This is a genomic window from Nocardiopsis sp. L17-MgMaSL7 (genome assembly GCF_003182025.1).
Taxonomy (GTDB): domain Bacteria; phylum Actinomycetota; class Actinomycetes; order Streptosporangiales; family Streptosporangiaceae; genus Nocardiopsis; species Nocardiopsis prasina.
In genome coordinates this window covers 63,373-80,132 of sequence record NZ_QGTF01000003.1, presented here as the reverse complement: position 1 = coordinate 80,132, position 16,760 = coordinate 63,373, and the positions used below count along the sequence as shown (strand labels likewise).

Sequence of the window (16,760 nt, the reverse complement as noted above, 5' to 3'; positions counted from 1 at the left end):
CCTTGGAGAGTGGCGGCCCGCTGAGTCGCGCGGCCATCCACGGATCCCGGTCCGGGCGCGACACCATCGGTGTCCAGAACAACTACGGTGTCGGCCTCGCCCGGGGAGCGGCCCAGACCCTGGTCACACTGCCTGCCCTGGAGGCGGGGTTCACCAGCCGGGGCGCGGAACTGGAGCGGGTCCTGGCGGTGCTCGACCCCGGGGCCGACGGCGTTCCGGGAGTGGTGGTCTCCCAGGGCATGGGCGGGGTCGGCAAGACCCAACTGGCCCTGGCTGCCGGGCACGAGGCGATCCGTCGCGGGTGGTTCGCCGGAGCGCTCTTCGTGGACCTGCACGGCTACTCCACGCCGGTCGACGGTGATCGGGCGGTGGAGTCCTTCCTGCGCAGCCTGGAGGTGTCCACGGAGCGGTGGCCGGACGCCCCCGACGCCAGGCGCGGGCTCTACCGCTCCGCTCTGGAGGAGCGGTCCCTGGAGTTGGGTGGCCCGATCCTGGTGGTGGCCGACAACGCCTCCGAGGCCGGTCAGGTCGCTCCCCTCGTCCCCGGCCTGGCGAGGCACCGCCTGCTGGCGACCTCACGCGACCGCCTCACCTCACACGGCTGGCGGCGGATCGCCATCGACCACCTCTCCGACACCCGTGCCGTCCGGGTCCTTGTGGAGGCGCTGCGGGTCGGAGACCCGGACGATCCACGAATCGAAGAGGCCGCGGCCCTGGCCAGGGTGGCGAAGGCCTGCTCCGGATTGCCGCTGGCGCTGCGCATCTGCGCCGCCGTCCTGGGAGCGGCCCCGGACATGACCGCCAGCGAACTGGCGGACACCCTTGAGGGATCCGAGGCACGGGTGCGCAGGTTGAGGGACGACTCCCGCAGCCTGCACACGGTCTTCGAACAGTCCCGTGCGCGGTTGGCGCCGGAGGCCGCAGAACTGTTGGCCCTGTTGGGGTTGGCTCCCGGACCGGACATCTCGACTGCGGCCGCGGCCGTCCTGGCCGGAGTCCAGGAGACCGAGGTTCTGGAACGCCTGCGTACCCTGTCCGCCGCGCATCTGGTGTCGGGGAAAGCGGGCCGGTGGCAGATGCACGACCTGACCGCGGACTACGCTGCCTCCCTGAGCGCGGGAGACGACGCTGCGGACCGGTTCGTCCACGCCCGGCGGCGGCTGTTCGACCACTACTCATCCATGGCCGACGACGCCCGTCTCAATTTCGTGGCGTTGCCGGGCCAGCAGACCCCGGAGACCTTCGCGGACCGTCGGGCGGCCACACGGTGGCTTGACGCGGAACGCGCGGTTCTGATCGACACCGTGCACGTGGCACACAGGCTCGGTGAGACACGGACCGAGACAGAACTGCCGGTCTTCCTCAACACGTATCTCAAACGGCGTCGGGACCTCTCCGACCTGGAGGACGTGCACCGGATCGCGCTCAGAGCCGCGCAGCGAAGCGGGAACAGGGATCGGGAGGCCATCTCCTGGAACAACCTGGGAGCCGTGCTGCGTGAGACGCGTCGGTTCGGGGCAGCCATCGACGCCCACGAACGTGCCCGATCCCTCTTCGCTGAGCTGTTCGACGATCACGGCGAGGCGGTGTCATGGAGCAGCCTTGGGGCCGCGTTGGGCGACGAACGGCGTTTCCCCGAAGCCCTGGAGGCCCTTCGGGGAGCGCAGGTCATGTTCGCCGGGTTGGACGACGTGCACCGGGAGGCCATCGCGTGGAACAACCTCGGGGCGACGCTGCGTGAGGTCGGCCGGTTCGCCGAGGCTGTCGACGCCCACCAGCGGGCCCAGGACTTCTTCCGCCAGCTGGGCGACACCCACCGCGAAGCCAGGGTGTGGGTCAACCTGGGCGCGGTATTGAGCCAGGAGGGGCGTTTCACGGAGGCGATGGAGGCCCACGAACGAGCCCGGACCATGTTCCAGGGGTTGGGAGACACCCGCGAGGCGGTCAGAGCGGAGATGGGGGTGAGCGTCTGCCTGCGGGAACTCGGGCGAACGAACGAGGCGCTGGCCGTGCTGGACACGGCTGTCGAGTTCCACTGCCAGGAGCGGGACCCGCACCAGGAGGGGCTCACCCGCTACGAACTCGGGCTGACCTGGGTGGCGGCGGGCGATCCGCCGAAGGCGATCCCGCACCTGGAACGCGCGGTCAAGCTCCTCGGGGAGAACAACGACCCCTTCCGAAGGGGCCGGGCCGCCGGAGCGCTGGCCAGGGCCCGGAGCTCCCCCACCCCTGGGGGAGGCTCGGCGGGGTCCCCCACTCCCTGAACGTGGCGATGGTCAGCTGCCGCCCGCGGGTGTGCGAGGCGCCAGGGCACCGAACACGGTTTCGGACACGCACCGCCGCGCGCCCCGGACCGGGGTCAGTCGGCCCACTGCCCGTCACGCCGCAGCGGTGGGCCCAGCAACCGGTGGAGATCGCCCTCCGACTCAGTCAGCAGCTCCTGGCCGAACACGCACAGCGTCCCCTCACCGTGCTCCCAGGGATGGCCGAAGGTCCCCAGGCGCAGGTCCCTGGCGAGGTTGATGTAGTAGTCGCCGTCGGGAACCGTGTGCGCCGGGTGACGCGGCTGCTCCTCGCCCCCGACCCGGCGCGGGTCGTACCGGCGTCCGACGTGCTGCCAGTCCAGGGAGTAGAGGTGTTCGCCCTCCGGGACGCTGGCGGCGAGGGCGCGCCGCATGACCCGGTTCAGCTCGGCGAGGCGTTCGGGATCTCCGGCGACGGCGCGGACCGACCAGGTCACCGAGGGGGTGGGCTCGACGATGCCGGGGAAGACCGTGGCGCTGGGGGCGAAGAAGAAGCGGTTGGTGAACCGGTCCCAGAGGTCGTCGTGTTCGGGGTCGTCGTTGAGCTCGGTGACCGGTCGGGTCGCGGCGGGGGTCCCGTCCGGGGTCCAGGTGTGGGTACGCACGGTGGTGACCTGGTGAAACCCCGATGCCAGGAGTAGTTCGAGCAGGTCGGGCTGGGCCGCGGGGTCGACCTCGGCGGACATGAGGCGGGACTCGGCCTGGGTCCACACCCACCACAGGGGCAGGACGCGGCCGGAGCTGGCGTGGCGGGCCCACTCCCCGAGGAACTCGGGGCGGGGCGCGGTCATGCCCTCCAGGACGACGAAGGGGGTTCCGGTGCGCAGGGTGGCCCAGCTGGCGGCGCGCACGTGGGCCCCGTTGACCAGGGTGAGAGTCCGGTTCTCGAAGGCGGAGCCGTCCGCCTCGTGTTCGGCCAGGGGGCGCCGGTGCGGTCCGGAGCCGGCGGCCAGGCGACGCACGGCCCGGGCGGACACCCGGTCGTTCTCGCGGAGCCTTTCGTCCGGCGGGGGCTGGGTGGTGGGGAGGTCGTCGAGTTCGGCGACCAGGACGGAGCGCTCGGGGCCCGGTGTGAACCCGGCCGCGTCGAGCGCTTCGGCCAGTGCGGGTGGGTCGTGGGCGTGGGTCAGCCATTGCGCGGGTTCGGAGTGCGCGTCGAACCGGTCCCTCTGGCGGGCGACGAGGGCGGGGAGATCGGTGCGGGTCGGCAGCGGTCCGTGGTCGACGACGCCGTGGGTGCCGTAGTGGGTGCGGACGAGGCGGGCGCCGTCCAGGTACGGGTCCCGCAGGTGCACCGCCCCGGTCTGGGACGGGGAGGGGAGGTGGCCGCGCAGGTGGGTGTCGTAGGCATGGCGAAGCTCGTGCAAGGTGACAGCCAGGAGGGGTGAGGGGGCGGGAGGGCGGCCCATTCTGCCAGTGCCGGGGCCGGGGTCCTCCACCAGAAGGGGACTGCCGGGAGCCGGAAGCCGGGGTGGCGGTGTCCGATTGTCGGGGGTGGTCCGTAACCTCGCGGTCACACCCACCGAAGCTCTCTGGATCTCGTGACGGGAGACGCCCTCGAGGAGGGACGCCCCGCGTGCCCGTGCCTTCCCCGCGGCCTCCGCTGGTCGGGTCCCGGCGACGCACGGCCATGGCTGCGGCCTCCTGAGGGCACCAGATCAGCCGATGCTGGCGGTGCGGCCCACGATGTGCTCCGCTCCCGTGTGTGGTGGCGGGTAACGTTTGTTCGCGGTGACAACGCGGCGTTCAGGGGCAGGCGGATCGCGGGTCCTGTCGCGAGTGGCCTCGCCCACAGAACCGAATCCTGTTCGGTCCAGGTGTGGCCAGGGGTTCTACCGCTCGGTAACATTGCATCATGAGCCTTGACCACCCCGCCGAGGGCTACGAGTACGACCAGGACACCCGGGTCGACAAGCGTGCCGACGGCGAGTTCACAGCCACCCTCACCGACGGCTGGACCACCTTCACCTCGCACCCCAACGGCGGTTACGTCCTGGGGACGGCCCTCAACGCCCTGAGCCAGACCCTCACCCAGCCCGACCCCCTCGTGGTCTCCGCCTTCTACCTGCGTCCCGCCGCCCCGGGCCAGGCCGTTCTGCGCACCGAGACCATCCGTGAGGGGCGCCGCACGGCCACCGGCGCCGTCGTCGCCGAACAGGGCGGCAAGGAGATCCTGCGCGCCACCGCCACCTACGGCGACCTCACCGCGGAGGGTCGTGAGCTGCACCTGGACGGGCCGCCGGAGCTGCCCGCCCCCGAGGACTGCTACGTGCCCCCGGAGTTCGCGGGCAGGCCGGAGGGCATCACGATCGCCCACCGCATCGACTACCGCTACCCCGAGCGTCCGGGGTGGCTGGACGGGAAGAAGGACGGCCAGCCCCGGACCGACTTCTGGATGCGTTTCGCCGACGGCCGCGATGCCGACGCGCACTCGCTGCCCGCCATGGTCGACTTCGCCGTTCCCGCCGTGCTGGACATCGGCGAGTTCAGCACGATCACCGTGGAGCTGACCGCCCACGTGCGCGCCCGGCCCGCTCCGGGATGGCTGGCCTGCCGGGTCTCCACCAAGCACGTCTCCAACGGCCTCCACGAGGAGGACATGGAGATCTGGGACAGTGAGGGCACCCTGGTGGCCCAGGCGCGCCAGCTCGCCATGCTCCTGTGATTTCCCGCCCCGCGACCTCCCCTTCGTCGCGGGGCTTTTCGCAGCGGGAAGCGCCTCCTGACGGTCACGGACCCCGCGCAGGAGGGCGGTTCGGTGGAGGCCTTCTCCCTGCTCGGAGGCGAGCGGGTCTGGGCCTATGAGCCGCCCGCGCCCGAGGGCAGCGCCGGTGTCACGGTCGAGAACGTGCTCAGTGCCGGGGAAACCGTGGTGGTCATCGCGGCCCACAATGACGGCAGCTTCGAAGACGACTCCGTGGACCCGCACGAGCAGGGAATGCTCGCGATCGGCCTCGAGGGGGAGACCGGTGAGGTCCTCTGGGAAGTGGACCAGGGGTTCGCCGATGACAGCCGACGCGTTGCCAAGCACGAACTCTCCCCCGGACCCGTGGTGGTGACGGAGGAGCCCCCGGGCCCGTGGACCGTGGTCGGCCTGACCTGACGACTCGTACCTGTCGGACATGGACGCGGTCCGCGAACCGCAGGCGCCTTCCCGTCGCATCGCCCACGCCGAAGCGGGCCCGGGACCCGCTCGACGAAGGCTCTCCCTGTCCCCCGCCACCGCACGAGGTGAGCAGGAACAGCGCTTGCCCGCTACGGCTCCCTACGCCTCCTCGGTACGACGGGTGAGGCGCTCCTGGCGCTGCCGGGCGGCCTGGGCGGTGCCCAGCCCCAGACCGAAGGCGATCTCCTGCCAGGTCATGCCCCGCCCCTTGGACATGGTGAGCAGTCCCGACTCCAGCTGGTCGAACTCGGCCCGGGCCCACGGCACCAGGGTCAACGCCGCGGTCAGGTCGTCCTGGTCCACGGCAGGGGCGCCCTCATCAGGGAGGGCGCTGCCGGAGGCCAGGTCACTGACGCGGCGGATGGCCTCGTGCGGGGACATCGGCATGCGCGTCCGGTCCCAGCGGAGGCGATCCTCACCGGTGGCGTGGCGTTCGGTGATGCGGAAGAGGGCCTCGTGAACGCGCTTGCGTCGGGCCTGCTCGGGGTCGGGTCGGGTGAAGGTGTCCTGTGGGTTCTCCATGCCATCACTATGCGTTGACAACTAAAGGTTGTCAACATAATGTTCAAAACAGATTGTTCATCGCCTGGTCAGCCGAGGACGCCGGTTCCGCGGCCGCGAGTCCGAAGCGCGCGGACCGCACGCCCCTTCCACACGAGTCCCTGTCGGGGGGAGAACAGGTAGGCCAGGGTGAACGCGATCGCCTGGGCCAGCACGATGCAGCCGCCGGTGGACACGTTCAGGTGAAAGCTGGTGAACACGCCCACCACGGCGGCGGCCACAGCCACGGCCGCCGAGATCAGCAGCATCCGCTCGAAGCGGTCGGTGAGCAGGTAGGCCGTGGCACCGGGGATGATCACCATGGCCACGACCAGGATGATCCCCACCGCCTGGAGCGCCACCACCACCGTCACCGACAGCAGACCCAGCAGCAGGGTCTCCAGCAGGCGCGGGTTGACGCCGATGGCGTGGGCGTGCACCGGGTCGAAGGCGTACATGGTCAGGTCGCGGTGCTTGTACCAGACCACGACCAGAACCACGGCGGCCAGGACCAGCACCTGGAGGATGTCGGAGTCGGAGACCCCGAGCACGTTGCCGAACAGGATGTGGCTGAGGTCGGTCTGGCTGGGCACCCGCGAGATCATCACCAGGCCCAGGGCGAACATGGCGGTGAAGACCACGCCGATCACGGCGTCCTCCTTCACCCGTGAGGTGCGGTTGACCACCCCGATCAGCGCCACCGAACCGCCGCCGAACACCAGGGCGCCCAGCGCGAAGGGCATGCCGAACATGTAGGAGAGCACCACTCCGGGCAGGACCGCGTGCGAGACCGCGTCGCCCATCAGCGACCAGCCCACCAGTGTCATCCAGCAGGAGAGCACCGCGCAGACCACGCCCGCCACGACACTCACCAGCAGCGCCCGCTGCACGAACTCGAACCGCATCGGCACCGTGAACCACTCCACGAGCGCGATCAGGACGTCCATGAACGTCGCTCCTCACTGGGGTGGATGCCGAACGCCTCGAGGAGCACGTCCGGTCGCAGGACCTTCTCGGGTGGACCGTGCGCGATCACGCGCTGTTGGAGCAGGACCGCCTCGTCGCACAGGGCCGGAACCTGGGCCAGGTCGTGGGTGGACACCAGCAGGGTGTGCCCGGTCTGACGCAGTTGCAGGAGCAGGTCGGTGATGGTGGCCTCGGAGCGTTTGTCCACGCCCGCGAAGGGTTCGTCCAGGAGCAGCACGTCGGCGTCCTGGGCGATGGCGCGTGCGACGAAGGCGCGTTTGCGCTGGCCTCCGGAGAGCGCGCCGATCTGACGGTCGGCCAGGTTTGTGAGGTCGGTGCGGGCCAGCGCGTGGTCCACGGCCTCGCGGTCGGCGGCCCGGGGGCGGCGTCTGCGGCCCATGTGTCCGTAGCGGCCCATCATGACCACGTCCCGAACCCGAACGGGGAAGGCCCAGTCCACCTGCTCGGACTGGGGGACGTAACCGACCAGGCCCTTGCGGCGGGCGGCGGTGTTGCCCATGCCCAGGAGACGGACCCGCCCGTGGTCGACGGGGACCAGGCCGAGCACGGCCTTGAACAGGGTGGACTTGCCGGAGCCGTTCATGCCGAGCAGTCCGCACACCCGGCCGGACTCCACGGACAGGTGGACGTCGTCCAGGGCGAGGACGTCGCCGTAGCGCACGGTGGCTCCGGTCACCTCGATGGCGGCGGTCACCGGTTCTCCTCCCTCATGGCGGTCTCCTTCCTCACTCGCCGGCCAGGCCGGCGACGATGGCCTCCGCGTCGTGGCGGAGCAGGTCGAGGTAGGTGGGCACGGGGCCGTCGGACTCGGAGAGCGAGTCGACGTAGAGGGTCTGACCCATGGCGGCGCCGGTTTCGCGGATCACCGAGCGTTGGGCGCTGTCGTTGACCGTGCTCTCACAGAACACGGTGGGCACGTCGTTGTCGCGGACGAACTCGGAGACGGCGGCGATCTGTTGGGGGGTGCCCTCGCGTTCGGCGTTGACGGGCCACAGGTACTGCTCGGCGAGTCCGGCGTCGCGGGCGAGGTAGGAGAAGGCTCCCTCGCAGGTGACCAGGGCTCGGGAGGACTCGGGGACCTCGGCGAGTTCGGTCTCCAGGTAGGTGCCGACCTCGGCGATCTCCTCCTTGTAGGACTCGGCCGCCTCAGCGTAGACCGCCTCTCCCCCGGGGTCGAGTTCGGTGAGGGCGTCACGGATGTTGTCGACGTAGACCAGGGCGTTGTCGGGGGACATCCAGGCGTGCGGGTTGGGTTCGCCCTCGTAGCCGCCCGAGGAGACGGGGATGGTCTCGATGCCCTCGCTCAGTACGGCGGTGGGGGCGTCCACGCGTTCGGTGAACTGCTGGAACCAGGCCTCCAGGCCCAGGCCGTTTTCCAGGATGAGGTCGGCGTCCTGGCCGCGTACGAGGTCGTCGGGGGTGGGTTCGTAGCCGTGGATCTCCGCGCCGGGGCGGGTGAGGGAGGCGACCTGGACGCGGTCGGAGGCGACGTTCTCGGCCATGTCGGCGATGACGGTGAAGGTGGTCAGGACGACGAGGCGGTCGTCGTCGCGGTCGGTTCCGGCGGTGGTGGAACAGGCGCTGAGAGCCAGGGCCAGTGTGACCCCGGGGATCACGGTGGACCAGGTGTTTGAAGAGAACCCATCTCTAAAGTTCGGCACGCCTAACTTTTACCACAAGCGGGTCAAACTGCGCATCGGGGAGCTTGCCGTAGATCGTCGAAGTCGTCAGTCGTCCCCGGTGCGACGGATGGGATGGGGGCTGATCGAGCCCGGTCCACGAACGATCCGGAGCGAGGTGTCCGTGGGGCCGCTCGGTTCGACGCGGCGTTCCCGCGCCTCGGGCGTGAGGTTCCGGCGCCCCGAGGTGGGGGGCTCAACGCTTTCGAGGGGCGCGGGGTCGGGGGCGGCCCCGCACGCGGAGGGCAGAGGAACACCAGCCGGTGGTGGTTCGCCGATCGCCGGATCAGCAGCCACCCGCGCCGGAGGCCTGGCGGGCCGGACCGTGTGGCCGAAATCGGCTTGGGTGAGGAGGGGCGGATGGTTCCCGGTTCGTCGAGCCGACGCCATCGCTCCGCGGCTCGTCCGCCCTCAATCGGCGGAAGGCCCCTGGCGCTCGCGGATCCCGTCGAGGAGGAAGGTGGTGCGGCGGTCGTACGCGTCGCGGGGCGGGCGGGCGCCGTGTTTGAGTGCGAGCGCGGTGTCGACGATGAGTGCGTGGAGGTCATCCGTCGTGAACTCCGGCCTCAGGATTCCGGCGGCGTGACCTGCGCAGACGAGTTCGTCGTAGATCTCGTCCGCGGCCCGGCAGATGTCCATGAGCTGCTGGGAGTGGGGGTACTCCTGTAGGAGGACGTCATTGGCGGTGGGCTGGCGGTACTGGAGGTCGCGGATCGCGGTGACGTAGTAAGTGATCCGCTCCCCCGCGCCGTCGAGTGCCCGAGCGCGGTCGATGACGGCGTGGAGCTCGTGCGCGACGACCTCTTCGATGACGGCTTCGATGAGTCCGATCCGGCCGCCGAACCGGTTGAAGATCGTCGCCTTGCTCACCCCCGCCGCCCTGGCCACCTCTTCCAGCGGCACCGTCAGGCCCCGACCCTGGAAGGCGCCGATCGCGGCGCGGCGGATCTGCTCGGCGTTGCGCTGGGCATCGGCGCGCAGTCGGGGTTTCCCGGGTGTCGCACCGCTCATGGTTCCCACCTCTCGCCGCTGCTCCGACCATAACTTGACTCCATGGGTCAGGTTATCTAGCGTCGTTGTCAAAGCGAAACTGACCCCACTGGTCAACTTATGTGAACGGTGCCTCCGGACCACATCCAGTGCGGGCACACAGGGAAAGGTCACCAGCATGATCGTCGTCACCGGCGCCACCGGCACCCTCAACGGGGCCACCGTCGAACACCTCCTCAAGCGCCTGCCAGCCGACCGGGTCGGTGTCAGCGCGCGCGACGTCTCCAGGGCCCAGCACTTCGCGGACCGCGGCGTGCGCGTGCGTCAGGGCTCCTACGAGGACCCGGCCGCCCTGCGGGACTCCTTCGCCGGTGCCGACCAGGTGCTCCTGGTGTCCGGGAACGACCCGACGGCCGACATGGTGGGTCTGCACCGCAACGCGATCGGGGCCGCCGTCGCGGCCGGTGCCCGGAGGATCCTGTACACCAGCCAGCAGGGCGCCGCGACCGACGGCCCCTACCCTCCGGCGGCCGTTCACGCCGCCACCGAGGCGATCCTCGCCGATTCCGGGGTCGCATGGACCTCCCTGCGGTACGGCTTCTTCGCCCACAGCTTCGCCTCCATGCTCGGGCCGTGGCGGGAGACCGGGGTGATCGCGGCTCCGGCGGACGGACCCGTCCCGTGGACCTCCCCGGCCGACCTGGCCGAGGCCACGGCGGTCGTTCTCTCCGGTGAGCGCTCCTTCGACGGGGCCGTCACGCTGATCGCCGGAGAGGCCGTCACTCTCGAGGACTTCGCGGCGATCGCCTCCGGACTCAGCAGCCGTTCCGTCGAACGCGTCGTCGTGGACGACGAACAGTGGGTCGCCGACCAGACGGCGAACGGTGTTCCGGAGCAGGCGGCCCGCTTCATGCTCACCATGTTCCGCGCGACCCGCGAGGGGTACTTCGCGCAACAGGACCCGCTGCTGGCCGAACTCCTCGGCCGTGAACCCCGGGGCGTGGCCGACCGACTCGCCGAGCAGATCGCAGCGTGAGGGGATCGGAGTACGGGCGAGGGAGGATCACCAGCGGACCACCGCCCCGACTCGGGGGCACTGACGGGGCGCCGCGATCCGAACCGGTGGCCCCGCCCGTGACCGGGGCGCGTCCACCGGCCTGTCCCACAACGGCCGCAACCCCGACACCGGCCGATCCTGAACGGCCCCAGCCCCATGAGGAGACCTCTTGAGCTTCGACACACCCAACGGCACTCGTGGCGTCCAGATGCCGCCCGCTGAACAGATGCGGCAGATGAACGCTGGCGTGATCGCCGACATCCGTGCTGGTGGCAGCGGCCCGGAGGGGATGAACGCCCTCGTGCTGACCACGATCGGCCGCAGGTCCGGGGAGGAACGCCACACGCCGGTCGCCTACTTCCCGCTGGGCGACGGCTCCTACGTCGTCGTCGCCTCCGCGGCCGGGTCCGCCAAGCAGCCGCTGTGGTACCGCAACCTGGCCGCCGCCCCCGATCGGGTGCGGGTGGTGGTCGCCGGGAACGAGTTCCCCGTCACGGCCGAGGAGCTGACCGGGGAAGAACGCGACCGCACCTGGAATCAGATCACCGCGGTCTCCCCGGCGTTCGCCCAGTACGAGCAGGACACCGACCGCACGATCCCCGTCATTCGACTCCGTCCCGTAGCCAGGACACAGGGCTGAGGGTCGAGGTGCGGTAGCCAGGAACTGGCGTCCCGTTCCACGCCGGCGTTCTCAGGCCGACCCGCGGCTGGCAGGGGTCCGCTCCGCGCCGAGTGGACCCCTGCCGCGCACACCCCCGCGCCAGGAGCAGGTCGCGTCCGTTTCCCGGGGACAGCACGCGACCGAACGCGGGGTTCCTGTCCGTGGGTCTTCTTCAGGGTGACGGCGGTGAGCCCCGTTGCAGATATTGCAGTCATGACTGCAATAGCTGTAATCTGCCCGCATGAGCGAACCCACCGAGGACGAACTGGCCTTCGTCGACGACGTCGCCGTGTTCTTCGAACGCGAGGGCCTGCCGCTGATCTCCGGCCGGGTCATCGGCTGGCTGCTGATCAGCGACCCACCCGAGCAGAGCGCCGCACGCCTGGCCGAGGTGCTCCAGGTCAGCCGCAGCTCCATCAGCAGCGCGACCCGCATGCTCACCCCCAGCGGCCTGGTCGAGGGGGTGCGCAAGCGCGGCGAGCGCCAGGAGTACTTCCGGATCGCCGCCGACGGCTGGAGCCGCATGCTGGAGCGCCGCTACGCCCTGGCCACCAGCTTCCGCCAGGTCACCGAACGCGGGCTCAGGGCCCTGGAGGACGCCCCGCCCGAGCGCCGCGAACGCCTGGCCAACGTCCACGAGCTCTACGGGTTCCTGGAGACCGAACTCCCCGCCATGCTCCAACGCTGGCGCGACCGACGTGAGGACCTCGCATGAGCGGCCCCGGCTTCCACCGAGAACAGGTGACCCTCCCCGAGGGGCGCCTGAGCGTCATCGTCGAGGGACCCCAGGACGCCCCGCCGGTGCTGCTGCTGAGCGGCGCGGGAGTGGACAGCGCCACCATGAGCTGGCGCCATCTCATCCCCGACCTCGCCCGGGACCACCGGGTCCTCGCCCCGGACTGGCCCAAACAGGGGCTGAGCACCCCCTGGAACGGCTTCGCCGACCACGCCGCCCTCCAGCGCTGCGTGATCGCGACCCTGGACCAGCACGGCGTCGACCGGGCCGCGGTCGTCGGGCTGTCCCAGGGCGGTGCGATGACCCTGGCCACCGCCATCGACCACCCCGACCGGGTGGAGCGCCTCGTGGCCATCGCCCCCGGGGGCACCCTGTCCTTCCCGCCGGGCTACCACCAGCTCCTGTGGCTCGTCTCCCGGAGCCGCCTGCTCAACACCACCCTGCCGGGGATGATGGTCGGCAACAGGAAGAGGACCGAGGCCTTCGTCCGCACGGGACTGTTCGGCGGACCCGCCCCCGACCATGACCGGGTCGTCGACGAGGTCATGGCCGAGATGGACGCCCACGGCGCGGGCTCCTCCGACTGGCAGAACGCCTCCATCGGCCCCTGGCGGATGAACGTGGACCTGCGTCCTCGCCTGGGCGAGATCCGCTGTCCGGCCCTGTTCATCCAGGGTGACAAGGACGTGGGCGTCAAGCCCGCCACCACCGTCGCCGCAGCAAGGGCGGTGCCCGGAGCCAGGCTGGAACTCCTCGCCGGCCAGGGGCACTGGGTCAACCGCCAGTCGCCCCAAACGGTGAACCGCCTGGTCAGGGACTTCCTGGTCGAAGCTGACACCTGAGCCGTCGGTCGATGTGCACCCCGGGGCCCGATTCTTTCTAGAATGGGCGCCTTGACGTGTGAACTCCCGCCCCGCCCCCGCGGCCGTCACGTCGCCCGTACCTTCGGCCCCGTCCCACAGGAGTCCCAGGTGGTCCTTCCCCACCGCACACTGCGTGAGCGCTACGAACTGCACTCCGAGGTCGGGCGAGGAGGAATGGGCCGGGTCTGGCGGGCGCACGACACCGGGCTCAACCGCACCGTGGCGGTCAAGGAGATCCTGCTGGGGCCGGGCCTGGACGAGGAGGAACGCGCCCGGGTGGCCGCCCGGGCGCGCAGGGAGGCCCAGGCCACCGCGATGGGCCAGCACCCCAACATCGTGACCGTGTACGACATCGTCGAGGACGACGGGCGCCCCTGGATCGTCATGGAGCTGCTGGACGGCGACTCCCTGTTGCGCTTGATGCGTGAACGCGGTCCGGTCCCGCCCCAGCGGGCCGCCGCCTGGGGGCTGGGCCTGCTCGACGCGCTGGAGACCGCCCACGGCCAGGGCATCACCCACCGCGACGTCAAACCCGAGAACGTCATGGTCACCGCAGCGGGCCGTGTGGTGCTCACCGACTTCGGGATCGCCACCATCGTGGACACCGCCGCCGTCACCCAGACCTCAGGGGTGATGGGCTCCGCCGCCTACGTGGCCCCCGAACGGCTCAACTCCCGGCCCGCCACCCCCGCCAGCGACCTGTGGTCCCTGGGCGCCACCCTGTACCACGCGGTTACGGGGGTGTCCCCGTTCCTCCGTGAGGGCGTCCCGGCGACCCTGCACGCGGTGCTCAGCGCGGACCCGCCCGAGATCCTGCCCGGTCCGCTGGGCGACGCCGTTCGCGGACTGCTGGTCAAGGACCCCGACCGCCGCCTGGACGCTCGGGGCTGCCGGGAGCTGCTGAGCGCCGCCGCCCGGGGAGAGACCGGGATCTCGGCTCTGACCGTGGCCCACCTCCCCCCGGCCGCGCCGGGCGCGGGTGACGGCTCCGCCCCGCTGGGGACGACCGGCCTTCCGGGCGCGACCGGGCCCGTGGGGGCGACCGTCGCCTTCGGACCCTCGACCCCCTCCCCGCCCGCCCCCGCCGCTCCCGGCGAGGCCACCGCCACACGGCGTCCACGGCGCCTGACCTGGCCCGTGGTGGTGCTCACCCTGGGCCTGGCCGCCCTGCTGATCGCCGCCTCCCTGGTCGTCGTCGACCGCTGGGGCGGAACCGGCCAGGACGGTTCGCCAAGCCACGAGGCCGGTGTCCCCACCGACGAGGGGGACCCCACCGCCCCGGTCGCGGAGGAGGACGAGGTCCCCTCCGCGGAGGGGATGACCTGGACCGAGGACCCCGAGGGGTTCGCCCTGCTGGTCCCCGGCGGCTGGGAGCGCCGCACGGACGGCGCCAGCGTCTTCTACGACTCCCCCACCTCCAACGCCTACCTCCAGATCGACCGCACTCCCCACTCGGTCGAGGACGAGTACGAGCACGTGCTGGAGCAGGAGAGCAACTCCGTCGCGGAGAACCGGCTGCCCGGGTACCAACGGATCAGGGTGGAGGACGTCACATCCGAGACCTCCTTCGTCTCGGCGGCCGACTGGGAGTTCAGCTGGGACCGGGGCGAGGGCGCCTGGCGCCTGCTGGCCCGCAACATCAACGCCACCGAGGGCGAGTTCTACACGCTGGCCTGGTCCTCCGGTGAGGACCTGTGGGCCGAGGACGCGTCGCTACGGGAGCAGGCGATCTCCTCCTTCGATCCGTTCTGACCTCGGTGGTGCGCAGGCCCCGGTACGCTCGACCCGTTCCAACGCGAGTACAAGGGAGGTAGCGGGGGTGTCCCACACCTGGACCGCGATCGACTTCGAGACCGCCAACCAGGACCGCGGCAGCGTCTGCGCCGTGGGTCTGGTCCGGGTGAGCGAGGGGCGGGTGGTCGACCGGTTCACCACTCTCATCCGCCCACCGGAGCCGGTCTCGTTCTTCTCCCGGCACAACACCGCCGTGCACGGCATCACCGCCGCGGACGTCGCCCACGCCCCCACCTGGGAGAGGGTGCGCGACCAGGTGATCGAGTTCGCCAGGGGCGGGGCGCTGGTGGCGCACAACGCCCCCTTCGACATGGGGGCGCTACGCCAGGCCTGCGCCCACACCGGGCTGGGGCTGCCCGCCTTCGACTACGCCTGCACGCTGGCGCTGTCCCGGCGCACCTGGGACCTGCCCGACCACCGCCTGCCCACGGTGTCCGCGCACGTGGGCCACACGATCACCCGGCACCACCGGGCCGACGCCGACGCCGAGGCGGCCGCGCACATCATGATCGCGGCCATGCGACGCCACGGCATCGGCACGCTGCCCGAACTCAGCCGTGTCAGCGGGCTGCGCCTGGGCCGTCTGGAGGCGGTCAGCGCCCCTGCCGTTCCGGCGGCCGCCCCGTTGATCACCACCGTGGTGGAGGCACCCGTCCGCGAGGACCGGTTCGGTCGTTGGCAGCGGGCCGCGCAGTCCCCGCTCCCCCAACCCTCCGTCGACGCCGACCCGGCCGGGCCGCTCTACGGCCGTACGGTGTGCGTCTCCGGTGACCTGCGCGCCATGGACAAGCCCGAGGTGTGGAAACGCATCGCCGAGGCCGGTGGCCAACCCGCCAAGAACGTCACCAAGAAGACCGACGTCCTGGTGGTGGCAGACAGCGACCACGGAGGCAAGACCTCCAAGCACAAGCAGGCCGAGGCCTACATCGCCAAGGGCCAGAGCATCGACATCATCACCGAACCCGAGCTCATGGGCCGACTCGGCGTCACCTCCCTGTGAACCCTCCGGGCACGGGAACACCGAGCGGGGACGCCCTCACCTCCCTCCCCCTCGGGGAACACCGGACGGAGTGGACACCGGACATGACCAGGACCGCCGACCCGCTCCAGACCGTCGTGATCACCGGCGCGACAGGGGGCGTGGGCAGCCTCCTGCGTCCGCGTCTGGCCCGTCCGGGGCGACTGCTCCGGCTCGTGGACATCGCCGAACCCCCGTCCGCCGCCGAGGGCGAGGCCGTGGAGACGGTGCGCGCCGACGTCACGGACCTCGACGCGATGACCGCCGCCTTCCGGGGCGCGCACACCGTCATCCACCTGGCCGGTTTCAGCCTGGAGGAGCGCTGGGAGGACATCCTGGAGGTGAACGTCCACGGGACCCGGCAGGTCCTGGAGGCGGCGCGCCGCGCGGGCGGCCCCCGGGTGGTCTTCGCCAGTTCCAACCACGCCGTGGGCTTCCACCCTCGCGGCGACGGTGACCCCGGGGAGTACGCCTTCCCCCGGCCCGACACCCACTACGGGGTGGGCAAGGTCGCCGGGGAGGCCCTGGCGCGGCTCTACCACGACCGTTACGGGCTGGACACGGTGTGCGTGCGGATCGGGTCGTGCCAGCCGCGCCCCACCGACACCCGCATGCTGGCCACCTGGCTCTCCCCTGATGACTGCGCCCGCCTGATGGAGGCGGTCATCGCCCACCCCGCCCCGGGCTTCCGCCTGGTGTGGGGGGTCTCGGACAACACCCGCCGCTGGTGGTCGCTGGAGGGGGCGCGTGAGCTCGGCTACGAACCCCGGGACGACGCCGAGGCCCACGCGGCCGAGCTCCTGGCGGCCGAGGGAGGCGCGCCCGACCCGACCGGGCCACCCCACGACCGCGTCGGCGGACCCTTCTGCGACCCCGCCCTGGACACCGACCGTCTGGAGGAGCGCGCCGCCCGACGCGCCCCCCGAAACCGAGGGTGACGACCTGACCGGGACGGCGCCGCCGTCA

16 protein-coding genes are annotated in these 16,760 nt (G+C 71.2%); 10 read left to right on the top strand and 6 right to left on the bottom strand.

The window, feature by feature from the left end; translation table 11 throughout:
* The first annotated feature begins 2 nt into the window (after positions 1-2).
* On the top strand, positions 3-2,264 hold the full coding sequence (locus BDW27_RS05760; protein ID WP_110048509.1) for a tetratricopeptide repeat protein: 2,262 nt from the start codon (positions 3-5) through the stop codon (positions 2,262-2,264).
* A gap of 95 nt (positions 2,265-2,359) precedes the next feature.
* Here the strand turns inward: BDW27_RS05760 and BDW27_RS05755 are convergent, their stop codons facing one another.
* Positions 2,360-3,670, bottom strand: a complete 1,311-nt coding sequence (locus BDW27_RS05755; protein ID WP_233515652.1) for a DUF2716 domain-containing protein — start codon at positions 3,668-3,670, stop codon at positions 2,360-2,362.
* 488 nt (positions 3,671-4,158) lie between these two features.
* Between BDW27_RS05755 and BDW27_RS05750 the strand changes: the two genes are divergently transcribed.
* Together BDW27_RS05750 and BDW27_RS05745 are read left to right on the top strand one after the other, a co-directional pair.
* Positions 4,159-4,968 carry a thioesterase family protein gene (locus tag BDW27_RS05750; RefSeq protein ID WP_017543351.1) on the top strand — a complete coding sequence of 270 codons (810 nt, stop codon included), beginning with the start codon at positions 4,159-4,161 and terminating at the stop codon, positions 4,966-4,968.
* A 93-nt stretch (positions 4,969-5,061) separates the two neighbouring features.
* Entirely contained in the window at positions 5,062-5,406 is a 345-nt protein-coding gene (locus BDW27_RS05745; RefSeq protein WP_199560552.1) for a hypothetical protein, read from the top strand.
* 162 nt (positions 5,407-5,568) lie between these two features.
* Here the strand turns inward: BDW27_RS05745 and BDW27_RS05740 are convergent, their stop codons facing one another.
* From BDW27_RS05740 to BDW27_RS05720, 5 genes are all read right to left on the bottom strand, one after another.
* Positions 5,569-5,991: a hypothetical protein gene (locus BDW27_RS05740; protein WP_017543349.1), complete on the bottom strand. Its 423-nt coding sequence runs from the start codon at positions 5,989-5,991 to the stop codon at positions 5,569-5,571.
* Between the two features lie 68 nt (positions 5,992-6,059).
* Complete coding sequence (locus BDW27_RS05735) at positions 6,060-6,956, bottom strand: metal ABC transporter permease (protein WP_110048507.1); 897 nt, start codon at positions 6,954-6,956, stop codon at positions 6,060-6,062.
* Positions 6,944-7,690: a metal ABC transporter ATP-binding protein gene (locus tag BDW27_RS05730; RefSeq protein ID WP_110048506.1), complete on the bottom strand. Its 747-nt coding sequence runs from the start codon at positions 7,688-7,690 to the stop codon at positions 6,944-6,946. Before BDW27_RS05730 ends, BDW27_RS05735 begins: the two co-directional genes overlap by 13 nt.
* A 31-nt stretch (positions 7,691-7,721) precedes the next feature.
* Positions 7,722-8,657 (bottom strand): metal ABC transporter substrate-binding protein, encoded by a 936-nt coding sequence (locus tag BDW27_RS05725; protein WP_110048505.1) that lies wholly within the window; start codon positions 8,655-8,657, stop codon positions 7,722-7,724.
* Positions 8,658-9,086: 429 nt separating this feature from the next.
* Positions 9,087-9,686: a TetR/AcrR family transcriptional regulator gene (locus tag BDW27_RS05720; RefSeq protein ID WP_110048504.1), complete on the bottom strand. Its 600-nt coding sequence runs from the start codon at positions 9,684-9,686 to the stop codon at positions 9,087-9,089.
* Positions 9,687-9,843: 157 nt separating this feature from the next.
* Here BDW27_RS05720 and BDW27_RS05715 point away from each other — a divergent pair, with 157 nt between their 5' ends.
* The 7 genes from BDW27_RS05715 to BDW27_RS05685 all read left to right on the top strand — a co-directional run bounded on the left by BDW27_RS05715 (position 9,844) and on the right by BDW27_RS05685 (position 16,732).
* Positions 9,844-10,701, top strand: coding sequence for an NAD(P)H-binding protein (locus tag BDW27_RS05715; protein ID WP_110048503.1), 858 nt, complete (start codon positions 9,844-9,846; stop codon positions 10,699-10,701).
* A 190-nt stretch (positions 10,702-10,891) separates the two neighbouring features.
* Positions 10,892-11,362 (top strand): nitroreductase/quinone reductase family protein, encoded by a 471-nt coding sequence (locus tag BDW27_RS05710; protein WP_017543343.1) that lies wholly within the window; start codon positions 10,892-10,894, stop codon positions 11,360-11,362.
* A 262-nt stretch (positions 11,363-11,624) separates the two neighbouring features.
* A complete protein-coding gene (locus BDW27_RS05705) occupies positions 11,625-12,098 on the top strand; it encodes a GbsR/MarR family transcriptional regulator (RefSeq protein WP_110048502.1) in 474 nt (157 codons plus the stop codon).
* Complete coding sequence (locus BDW27_RS05700) at positions 12,095-12,961, top strand: alpha/beta fold hydrolase (RefSeq protein ID WP_110048501.1); 867 nt, start codon at positions 12,095-12,097, stop codon at positions 12,959-12,961. The genes BDW27_RS05705 and BDW27_RS05700 overlap by 4 nt, the downstream gene beginning before the upstream one ends.
* Before the next feature lie 129 nt (positions 12,962-13,090).
* Entirely contained in the window at positions 13,091-14,734 is a 1,644-nt protein-coding gene (locus tag BDW27_RS05695) for a serine/threonine-protein kinase (RefSeq protein ID WP_110048500.1), read from the top strand.
* Positions 14,735-14,801: 67 nt separating this feature from the next.
* Positions 14,802-15,776: an exonuclease domain-containing protein gene (locus tag BDW27_RS05690; protein WP_110048499.1), complete on the top strand. Its 975-nt coding sequence runs from the start codon at positions 14,802-14,804 to the stop codon at positions 15,774-15,776.
* Between the two features lie 83 nt (positions 15,777-15,859).
* A complete protein-coding gene (locus tag BDW27_RS05685; RefSeq protein ID WP_110048498.1) occupies positions 15,860-16,732 on the top strand; it encodes an NAD(P)-dependent oxidoreductase in 873 nt (290 codons plus the stop codon).
* The last annotated feature ends 28 nt before the right edge of the window (positions 16,733-16,760 follow it).

Excerpts from the sequence above, each read along its gene's own strand:
- BDW27_RS05720 (WP_110048504.1), bottom strand. The coding sequence starts at position 9,686 with ATGAGCGGTGCGACACCCGGGAAACCCCGACTGCGCGCCGATGCCCAG.
- BDW27_RS05685 (WP_110048498.1), top strand. The coding sequence starts at position 15,860 with ATGACCAGGACCGCCGACCCGCTCCAGACCGTCGTGATCACCGGCGCG.
- BDW27_RS05700 (WP_110048501.1), top strand. The coding sequence starts at position 12,095 with ATGAGCGGCCCCGGCTTCCACCGAGAACAGGTGACCCTCCCCGAGGGG.
- BDW27_RS05705 (WP_110048502.1), top strand. The coding sequence starts at position 11,625 with ATGAGCGAACCCACCGAGGACGAACTGGCCTTCGTCGACGACGTCGCC.
- BDW27_RS05740 (WP_017543349.1), bottom strand. The coding sequence starts at position 5,991 with ATGGAGAACCCACAGGACACCTTCACCCGACCCGACCCCGAGCAGGCC.
- BDW27_RS05735 (WP_110048507.1), bottom strand. The coding sequence starts at position 6,956 with ATGGACGTCCTGATCGCGCTCGTGGAGTGGTTCACGGTGCCGATGCGG.
- BDW27_RS05715 (WP_110048503.1), top strand. The coding sequence starts at position 9,844 with ATGATCGTCGTCACCGGCGCCACCGGCACCCTCAACGGGGCCACCGTC.
- BDW27_RS05750 (WP_017543351.1), top strand. The coding sequence starts at position 4,159 with ATGAGCCTTGACCACCCCGCCGAGGGCTACGAGTACGACCAGGACACC.